Origin of the sequence: Rheinheimera pacifica (assembly GCF_900108485.1) — a bacterium.
GTDB classification, from domain to species: Bacteria; Pseudomonadota; Gammaproteobacteria; order Enterobacterales; family Alteromonadaceae; genus Alishewanella; species Alishewanella pacifica.
Genome location: NZ_FNXF01000005.1, coordinates 258247 through 267966 on the forward strand (window position 1 = coordinate 258247; position 9720 = coordinate 267966).

The 9720-nt window shown below is 47.0% G+C and carries 7 protein-coding genes; 2 read left to right on the top strand and 5 right to left on the bottom strand.

The window, feature by feature from the left end; genetic code table 11:
- Position 1: 1 nt before the first annotated feature.
- The gene (gene mraZ, locus BLW68_RS09340) at positions 2-466 is read right to left on the bottom strand and encodes a division/cell wall cluster transcriptional repressor MraZ (RefSeq protein ID WP_068233371.1); all 465 of its coding nucleotides are present in this window, start codon (positions 464-466) and stop codon (positions 2-4) included.
- 378 nt (positions 467-844) lie between these two features.
- On the opposite strand from mraZ, the gene BLW68_RS09345 reads away from it, so the two are divergent.
- Positions 845-1690 (top strand): MurR/RpiR family transcriptional regulator, encoded by an 846-nt coding sequence (locus BLW68_RS09345; RefSeq protein ID WP_092792657.1) that lies wholly within the window; start codon positions 845-847, stop codon positions 1688-1690.
- A gap of 5 nt (positions 1691-1695) precedes the next feature.
- Here BLW68_RS09345 and BLW68_RS09350 read toward each other — a convergent pair whose 3' ends face one another.
- Together BLW68_RS09350 and BLW68_RS09355 are read right to left on the bottom strand one after the other, a co-directional pair.
- Entirely contained in the window at positions 1696-2790 is a 1095-nt protein-coding gene (locus BLW68_RS09350; protein WP_092792603.1) for a dipeptide epimerase, read from the bottom strand.
- A gap of 11 nt (positions 2791-2801) precedes the next feature.
- Positions 2802-4178, bottom strand: coding sequence for an SH3 domain-containing protein (locus tag BLW68_RS09355; RefSeq protein WP_092792605.1), 1377 nt, complete (start codon positions 4176-4178; stop codon positions 2802-2804).
- 258 nt (positions 4179-4436) lie between these two features.
- Between BLW68_RS09355 and BLW68_RS09360 the strand changes: the two genes are divergently transcribed.
- Entirely contained in the window at positions 4437-7475 is a 3039-nt protein-coding gene (locus tag BLW68_RS09360) for a TonB-dependent receptor (RefSeq protein ID WP_092792607.1), read from the top strand.
- Positions 7476-7800: 325 nt separating this feature from the next.
- Here the strand turns inward: BLW68_RS09360 and BLW68_RS09365 are convergent, their stop codons facing one another.
- Both BLW68_RS09365 and BLW68_RS09375 read right to left on the bottom strand, forming a co-directional pair.
- Complete coding sequence (locus BLW68_RS09365; protein WP_143039939.1) at positions 7801-9249, bottom strand: hypothetical protein; 1449 nt, start codon at positions 9247-9249, stop codon at positions 7801-7803.
- A 159-nt stretch (positions 9250-9408) separates the two neighbouring features.
- Positions 9409-9720: transposase (locus BLW68_RS09375; RefSeq protein ID WP_143039919.1), on the bottom strand; the 312-nt coding region annotated here is incomplete at its 5' end.

Sequence of the window (9720 nt, forward strand, 5' to 3'; positions counted from 1 at the left end):
TTTACAGTGCAAAGTCCTGTAATCGCTCTGACAATTCAACGTCACCGGCCTGAGCCTGCTCTAATGCAATATCTGCAGCAAGCCGCTCATGCCAGGCTGTTTCATCCCAGATTTCAAATTTATTTAACTGGCCAACCAGGCGGATACCTTTGGTCAGGCCAGCGTGTTGCCTAAGCGGAGCAGGCAATAAAATACGGCCACTTTTGTCCATATCGCAATCAGTGGCATTACCCAGCAGCACACGCTGTAAACGGCGTTCCTGCGGGTTTAAGCTGGACAGGCGTTTGAGTTTTTCTTCTATTTCTTCCCACTCGGCCAGCGGGTACAACAATAAGCAGGGGTCGTGCAGGTCAATAGTACAGATCAGATGGCCCTGACAATCAGACAGCAGAAATTCTCGGTAGCGCGCGGGTAGCGCTAACCGGCCTTTCTCGTCCAGTGTCAACGTAAATGAGCCACGAAACATTAAGCTTCCTGAGTATGTAATTTAACGGTTTTGGCTTCTGGGTAACCCAATTTGATCCACTATTACCCACAAATCCCCACAACGATACAGTTTAGGGCGCCGCTTTCCCCCTTGTCAAGGTAAAAACAGTGTGTATTGATCGATTGCAACCACAGTAAAAATAAGCTCTGTAGCAAAGGTGATGATTTTGGTGGAAAAAAGTGGAGTGCAGATCAGGCAGTGAGATCAAAACAGCTTAAACATCGCCAGGCCGATATTGTGTTAGCGCTTTTTGCAACAGTGACTTGCCAAGTCAGAATAAATTATTCAATACTGAAACTAAGTATTAATAACAAATTCTCGCTCACTGCAGCAGCCAGCCAAAAGGAAGATCGTACTATGGTGTGTTTACTGAAAATTCGCGGCATGCTGGAACAAATGTCAGTGATTGAGCGTAAGCTGGCAGATTTTATTTTAGACAATGCGCATTTGCTGCGCGATTATTCCTCACAGCAACTGGCAGATGCGGTGGGGATCAGCCAGTCCAGCGTAGTAAAGTTTTGCCAGAAACTGGGCTACAAAGGTTACCCGGATTTAAAACTGGCGGTAAGTGAAGCTGTTATTACCGCATCTACCCTGCAACGTGACACTAATGAACACAAGCCGCAGCCCAATACATTGCTGACGCTGGTAGAACAACTGCAGTTTAGCCTGCAGCATCATTTTCGTGCCTTACTGGAAATTAACACCGAAAAAACCTTGCTGGATGTAGCCGACTTGCTGTCACAGGCAGATAAAATTCTGATAGCGGGTTTTGGCCAGTCCGGCATCGTGGCTCATGATATGCAATACCGCTTGCTGCAATTGGGTAAACTGGCACTGACTAACAGTGATCCGGCCGTTACCTTGCAGCTAACCAGTATGCTTGGCAACAATAGTGTGCTGCTGCTGATATCTGATTCTGGCCAGAATAATGATTTACTGAAACTGGCCAAATTTGCCCGCCAGCGGCAAATTCGCATTATCAGCCTTACCAGCTATAAAACCAATGCGCTGAGCCTGGCTGCTGATCTGGCGTTGTTTGTGTTACATGGCGATGAAAATGTGCGGCTTAACCCGATCTTGGTGCAACTGGCACAGCAGCACCTGTGCCATATTCTGTACTTATTGCTGTGCCAGCAGCTGAACAATGATTATCAGTTGGAAGAAAACAGTAAGCTGCCAGATTTGCTGGAAAACCTGTAACAGCCTTATGGCAGCATTTCCAGCCCGTCTATAGCGGTTATGCCCAGCCCAGGTGCATCTTCAATAGTAATATCCGCATCATTAAACTTAACACTGCTTTTTACCGGGTCAAACAAGCACAGCGACGGCCCGTCCAGATCAATTTTGGTGATCACATCTGATTTTGCTACCGCCACATGCACTGCAGCGGCAACGCTGATGCTACCTTCCAGCATACAACCTATCATGCATTGCATATCGTAAAACGAGCAGATATCGGCAATTTTAATGGCATTGGCAATGCCGCCGGTTTTCATCAACTTAATATTAATAATGTCGGCAGCACGCATTTTAATAAGGTCAATTACCTCGCGCGGGCCAAAGCTGCTTTCGTCGGCCATTACCGGCGTATGAACGCGCTCGGTAATATACTTTAAACCTTCTAAATCATAGGCTTTTACCGGCTGCTCTACCAGTTCCAGCCGGACACCGGCATCCTCTAGTTTATGCAGTGCATATACCGCCTCTTTTGCGCTCCAGCCCTGATTTGCATCGAGGCGGATTAACGCTTTGCCTTCCACTGCAGCATAAATAGCTTTAACCCGCTCAATGTCGACACCAATATCTTTACCTACTTTCACCTTTAAGGTTTCAAAGCCCCGGTCAATAGCGCTTAACGAGTCGGCCACCATTTTGTCGATGTAATCCACACTGATAGTAATATCAGTGGTTATTTTAGGCACACCGCCGCCAAGTATTTTATATAGCGGTGCTTTATATAGCTGCGCGAACAAGTCATAAACTGCCATTTCTACCGCCGCCTTGGCGCTGTAGTTTTTCATAATACAGTTTTGCATAAGGCGGATAATATGATTTAAATCAGCTATTTCCTGCCCGACAATTTTAGGCTTAATCACAGTGCGGATAGCTTCAATAATAGAGCCATGAATATCGCCGGTGATCACCGCTGTTGCAGGTGCTGAGCCATAACCAATATGGCCGGTATCGGTTTGCACCATCACCACCACATCCTCAATGGTATTTACGGTGCGCAGTGCGGTTTTAAACGGGGTTTTCAGAGGCACACGTAACATACCCAGTCTGATATCAGTTATTTTCATAGTTGCCTCTGTTAACGCAGTGATTTAATAGCATAGAGTGCATCCAGATAAGATTGCTCCGGATTGGCATGTAATGGCAGTAATGGCGTAACCACTACACCGTTCAGGGTACCGACATAAAGCCCGCCGTCGGCTGTCGGATATACCAGGGTGTTAACATCGTGGATCATAAACGGCTGTTCATCCAGCATGCCCAGATACAGTGATACATGGCCGGGGAAATACAGTAAATCACCCACCTGTGCCTGCTGTATGGCGGTTAACTTGTCATCTTTACTGCTGTGGCTGTCAAACCGTATATTGCGGCCATAAGTGCCATTACCTTGCTGGCCGGAATTACGCGGCATTAAAAAACCAAAGCTGCGAAAAATTTCGCCAATAAAACCGGTACAGTCGCGGCCATTGTAATCATGGCCCCAGCCATAGCGCTCCCCTAAAAACTTAAACGCCTGCGCCACGATATTGCTGACAGTAAACGGCAAATAGCCCTGATGCATATCTTCTGAGCGTGGAATAAGCGCTGGCGTAAAGGCCAGGCTGCCATCGTTGCGGCGCAGCGGTAACTGCACTATATAACTGGCTGCCGGGTTCTGGCCATGTACATTAAAACCGGTTTCAGCCGCACTCAGTTGCGGCAAACGAATGCCCATATCCAGCTGTAATTCAGACACAGCAGCCACTTCAGGATTATAAGCAGTGCGAACCTTAGCACCAGTAGTGATCAAAAAAGGTGCCTTAGCGGTATAGGCAAACACCTGCTCTTTGCTGCCAATGGCGATATCGGCAGCTTTCACCCAGCCGGTATAATTAAAACTGCGTACCAGCAGCCATTGCTTATCCAGGCTTTGATGCAACACCGCCACGGCATCGGCCACAAACAGTGCCGTTTCGGCAAAGCGGTCAAGGTCGGTATTTAATTGCGCATTAAAAACCCGGTCATCGGTAGGAAATGCCCGCAGCGCAGTGCGTTTTACCACCAAACCAAACTGTATCGCCGTTTGTGGTTTGAGCTGTTTTTGCGCCAGCAATGCCGTATAGCCTTGCCACTGCTTTGGCGTTACCTCGCTACCATCGGCATAAAAGCGTGGCGCTTCAGGTACGCTGCTGACTGCCTGTAAAATAGCCGTCAGCTCAGCTTTGCTGTAATGCGTGGGCAGGTTTTGCAACAGCTGCATTTCGCTCTGCTGGTTAAAAGTTTGCTGATTACGCCCGGCTATTTCTTCAGTACTTAATAGCAGTTTGTCGGCGCCGCTTAGTTTCGTCTGCCAAAAAGTGCTGTTCAGCTGTTCTTGCCGCAGTAGGGGCACATCGGTACTAAACTGTTCCTCAGCAAAGGCCGCAACAGTAGCACTGCACCAGCAACACAGCAGTAATAACAGCTTTCTCATCCACACTCCTTTAAATACGTTGTTTTTCACGCTTTTTTCACTCAGCAATTGGCATAACCATACTGCCAAGGAATGAAATATTCCAATTATTTTGAAAAATCAGCATAAATTATTTTCAAAAGAAATAAAATATTGCTATGTTAATTTTGAGCAGAAAATAAACATCTGCCAACAAACATCAGAAACGGGCAATCAGAACCCGACAAACGGATAGCGATAAAAAAATAAGACACAATTGTAAATCCAGGAGAGAAAGTGATGAAGTCAACACAGCATACCCTGGCTAAAAGCCGCTTAGCCTGCGCAACACAGCGCGCTTTTAGCTCACCGAAAACCGTATCTGCTTTTGTACTTGCGGGCATGTTAGCTTGTGCTCCGGCCCTGGCTCAGCAAGCAGGTGGTATCAGAGGTAAAGTAACGACCGAACAAACCGGCATCTCAGTTGAAGGCGTTACCGTAGTAGCATCCAGCCCGGTACTGCCCCGCCCGCGTACTGTACAAACCCGTGAAGATGGCAGTTTTAACTTACCGCTGCTGGTTCCTGGCCGCTATACCCTGACCATTACTGCTGCCGATGGTTCTGTCAGAACCATGGAAGTAGATGTACTACTGGACCAAACAGCTAACGTTAATGTCGATCTGGAGCCACGTACTGCAGGTATAGAAACCATACAGATTATCGGCTCGCCACTGATGGCGCAATCGACCAATGCTGCACTGGGTACCTCGTTGGGGGCTGAAGTGGTCAGCTCGTTGCCTATTGGCCAGGATTACCGCGATATGCTGAAAATCGTGCCCGGCGTGCAATATTCTGAAGCGTCGGTACTTGGCCCGGCAGCTGGCGGTTCAGGTGCACATAACAAATACGGTTTCGACGGTGTTGATGTATCCATGCCGCTGTTTGGTAACCTGGCGTCTGAGCCTTCTACCCATGATATTGAAATGGTATCGATTGAACGTGGTGGTGCTAAAGCCATAGGTTTTAACCGCTCTGGTGGTTTTGCGATTAACAGTAAATCTAAATCGGGTACCAACGAGTTCAAAGGCAATATCGACTATAAAATTCAGAATAAAAGCTTCTCTGCTACGCCGGAAGATGGCGTTATTGAAGACAAAGATAAAACCTGGCTGACCACCAGCCTTAGCGGGCCGTTAATTGAAGACCGGCTGTTTTTCTATGGCTCTTATTACCGGCCGGAAGAAGAAGGCAGCAGCAGAGTTACCGCTTACGGTGATGTCAAACCTTATAAAAGCGAGCGTGATGAATACTTCGGTAAGTTAACCTGGGCCGCTACTGATGATTTACTGTTAAACGCCAGCTATCGTGACTCTGACAAAGAAGAGACCGGTGACAGTATTCGCCAGTTTGAAGCAGATTCAGTGTCAGTAGGCGGCACTGCAGCTCAAAAAATATTTACCTTTGATGGCACCTATATACTGGGCGACTACACCACACTTAGTTTTCAGGCCAGTAAGTTTGAACTGAAAACTGCCAGCCGGCCTGATGTTATATTGAGCCTGGTACCTGAGGCCGGCGCTTCACTGGATATTAATAACCTGGAGCAAATGGGTTATATCAACGTGCCCTCGCTATTAGCCGCCGATAACCCGCAAGCGGCGGTGTTTAATCCCGGCGCACAGGTATTAATTGACCGCTATGGTTACGTTGAAGATGGTATCAGAAAAGGTGGCGGCGGCGTGGGCGCCTATTCGCAGTTTAATAACCAGAACTTTTTCCGTGACAGCATAGAGCTGGCACTGGACCACGAAATTATCGGTAATAACGTGGTTCACAGTATTCATATTGGCCTGAAATACAACGAAAGTGAAGAAGAGCTAAGCCGGCTGTCAAATGGCTGGGGTAGCATTACCTATAACGGTGGCAGAGCTGATCTGGCATTAGATAGTACCGTTACCGGCATCAACAGTGGCGATGTGTACTATGTTGCCAGCACTGAGCAAATGAGCTTTTTAAACGAGCAAGGCCAAACGGTATCGCCGATATTCTCATCTATTAAGTCACTGAACCTGGAGATTAATGACACCATTGAACACGGTGATTTTATCTACAACATTGGTGTGCTGATCAGTAAAGATACGTTGTACGGCCAGGGTTTAAGCCCTAACTCTGCTAATGGTTCGGGCTTTGAACTGGCGCGTGGCGAAAAGTACAAAATGTATTCTTTTGACTGGAAAGATATGATTCAGCCTAGGCTGGGCGTTACCTGGCGTTATGATGGTGATGATACTGTTTTCGCTAACTATGCCAGTTACAACCCGGAAGCCAGCTCTTTAGCCCGCGCAGCTTCATGGGATCGTAATACTCAGGCATCACTGAGAAGTTATTTTGATGCTGATGGTAACTTCCTCGCATCTGGTGCAGCCAGCGGTTCGTCCGGTAAGTTATTTGCCGATAATATGAAGCCGCATCGCATTGATGAAATTACTCTGGGTACCACCAAAGCCATTACCGACCGGTTGCAATTACGCGGCCATACCCGTTACCGTTACGGCTCGCATTTTTGGGAAGATATGCCCAACAATGGCCGTATTGCCCCGTATCCGGCAAGCAGCCAGGCACCAGGTGTGCCAGCGCATATCGCCGAGAAAGGGCTATATATCCCCGATCTGGCTGAGCGGATGGACGGTATAGGCACCGCATCACCTACTACCTATGTCATCGCTGAAGTAGATGACGGCCAGACCAAATACTGGGAGGTCAGCGTAGAAGCCGAATACTTCGGTGACCGCACTTACCTGAATGCCTCTTATGTCTGGAGCCACTTCTACGGTAACTTCGATCAGGACAACACCACCACCAGCAATGATGCCAACACTTTCTTAGGCTCTTCATTGTATGGTGATGGCTTTGGCCGTTATTCGTGGGATAACCGCTACGGCACCCTGGCAGCAGATAAACCGCATTTATTCAAAGTGTTTGGTTATTACACCACTGACTGGAAAGCCAATGTAGGCGCCTACTTTATTTACCAGTCTGGCGCAGCCTGGGAAGCCTGGGATGGCAGTTATTATGGCTCAACCATTAGCAGCAGCCGCTTTGCAGAACCAGCTGGTAGCCGACGCGGCCCAAGCCATTGGCAACTGGATTTAAGCTATACACAAAACTTTACGCTGGCAGATAAATATGTGCTGCGTTTCCGGGCTGATCTGTTCAACGTATTTGACCGTCAGACCGGTTATAACTTTGACCCTACTGTAACCAATACCACTTTTGGCGAAGCACGTAGCTTCTATAATCCGCGTCGCTTACAGTTATCTGTCGGTTTCGATTTCTAAACCCACCGTTCCTGGTGATTTTTCAGCCCGCTTTATGCGGGCTTTTTTCTGTCGGTACACTAAAAACCGCAGCTTATTACAGCTGCGGTTTCGGATTAATACCTCTTACTTTTAAAGACGGAAGTTGTTTTTGTGAAGCTGTGATCTGCGAGCACAGCCATTTTCAACTGATCGTGCCGAAGATAGGGAGTTTTCAGTATAGGGCTTATGCCTTCAAATTAACTTATTCAACTAGATTAAAGTCCTGATTCTGTGAACAGAACTTTATCAACAACCTGCAAGAACAGCCTGATTATCAAGCCGTTTTTTAATTAAACATTAGGTATTAGCGACTCGTAAACAACCTTATATAACTCAGAGTATTTGCCACTTCATCATAGTAAAACGCAAGAAGAGCTAGTGTTTCCTTGCCATCTTTCTCATATCCGGCAATAGCTCCGGTGTATGTATTGGCAAGATCACACCCTGACAGCGTCAATTCTATCTCAGCAGTTGATGATACAAAATCTGAGGCAACGCCGGACACTGTGCAAGTTTTATCGCTGAATGTTCCCGTTATACTACCGTTGTCTGCTATAGAAATATTACCCCAAGTACCTTTAATATTGTCCAAGACCTGCTTTGCAACCGCTACCGAAAACGTCATTTTTATTCCTGCGACACTTTTATCCGCAATTTCGCCTCTGAAAGGTGAATATTTACGCATAGGCGCAGAAATTGCCATTTCAGCGACAACTGCATTATTCATCCAAGAATAGCCATAGCCTTCAACAACCACGGCATTTGCATCTACGACAGGTTGAGTATGTTCGAAGAAAAAATCTCCTGCCTGAATGCCTTTAGTGCCTTTTAAGTAATGAAGTTTATCACCGCGCACAATCAACACATCATCTGCCACAATCGAATTATTGACATAAAGTTGAGTGCTCAGTTGACCATTCAGGGCGAGATGCTCTTGCTGAGACGTGAAAGTATCTAATTTTGCACTAACAACTTTATTATCGTCGTCAAAAGCTACCCAGCTCAAGTATGTTACATCGTCATATTCATAAGCCCACAGTACGCCTTCATAAGAGCCGGCCTGAGCACAGTTGGTATAATTCAATGCAGCAGCAAACACGTTACTTTCAGCGGTTAATGTGCCTGAAATATCGCAGCCGCTCTTGTCTTTCGCTGACAACGTTAAAGCACTGTCAATTGTAAAAACAGAGAAATCAGGCTCTACCCAAGCAGCATTGAGTTGATGCAGATTAGTAACCATACTCACAGATGACGGTAAAAAGTTACCACCGAAGAATTCCTCACCAATGCCCACAGTAGCCAGCCTGGTAATTAAACCTGTTTCATTTACCGTCATGTTAGCATTGAACTTCGCACTACCAACGGGAGTATTGCCACTGATACTAAAACCAGACGCGTCAACAATCTTGTTTCCACTAACGGCATCAATAACATTGTCAAAACGTGCCCACACTTGACGACTGTCCTCATCGACAGAAGACAGATACAAACTATCACCTAAGACAACGATATCGGTAACGCCACGAACTTCAGCGATATACACACTGCTGGCAAAACCGGAAGCCACTGCCGGTGTTGGTGTTGGTGTTGGTGTTGGTGTTGGTGTTGGTGTTGGTGTTGGTGTTGGTGTTGGTGTTGGTGTTGGTACTGAAACCGATGTATCTGTTGCGCTGTCAGAGCCACCACCACAGGCGGACAAACCTGCCAGGGTCAACGCATAAACTACGCTCAGGGCTAAGTTTTTTTTCAACATTTTTTACTCTCCATGCAAAAAAATCATCCGATGCGCTCTGGCATCAATGGCAAACCAAATGAAGAAGCCGTGATGGCTGCGCCACACGACGAATAAAGACAGACGGCATAGATAGGCATAATCGGATAAGAGGGTGTTCAATATTCTGTGTCAGCTTGGTCACAGGTCGATATGAGCGTCTAAGCGCCCCTCGAAGTGTATCGACAGCTGTGACAGCGTCAGATTCCAGTTTTGCACCGGGTGTGTCCAACGCTCAGATGCCTGCAAGATACCGGCATAAAGCAGCTTAAGCAAACTGTTTTCATTGGCGAATCCGCCCTTGGTTTTGGTCAGTTTACGGAACTGGCGATGCACGGCTTCCACGGCATTGGTGGTGTAGATAGCCGTTCTGACGTAGTCAGGGTATTTAAAATAGGCTGATAGCGTTTGCCATTTGTTGCGCCAGGATTTAATCACCACCGGGTACTTCTC

What these genes read in the sequence shown, in the direction of transcription:
- BLW68_RS09350 (WP_092792603.1), bottom strand. Translation starts at nt 2,790, where the DNA reads ATGAAAATAACTGATATCAGACTGGGTATGTTACGTGTGCCTCTGAAA.
- BLW68_RS09360 (WP_092792607.1), top strand. Translation starts at nt 4,437, where the DNA reads ATGAAGTCAACACAGCATACCCTGGCTAAAAGCCGCTTAGCCTGCGCA.
- BLW68_RS09345 (WP_092792657.1), top strand. Translation starts at nt 845, where the DNA reads ATGGTGTGTTTACTGAAAATTCGCGGCATGCTGGAACAAATGTCAGTG.
- BLW68_RS09355 (WP_092792605.1), bottom strand. Translation starts at nt 4,178, where the DNA reads ATGAGAAAGCTGTTATTACTGCTGTGTTGCTGGTGCAGTGCTACTGTT.
- BLW68_RS09365 (WP_143039939.1), bottom strand. Translation starts at nt 9,249, where the DNA reads ATGTTGAAAAAAAACTTAGCCCTGAGCGTAGTTTATGCGTTGACCCTG.
- mraZ (WP_068233371.1), bottom strand. Translation starts at nt 466, where the DNA reads ATGTTTCGTGGCTCATTTACGTTGACACTGGACGAGAAAGGCCGGTTA.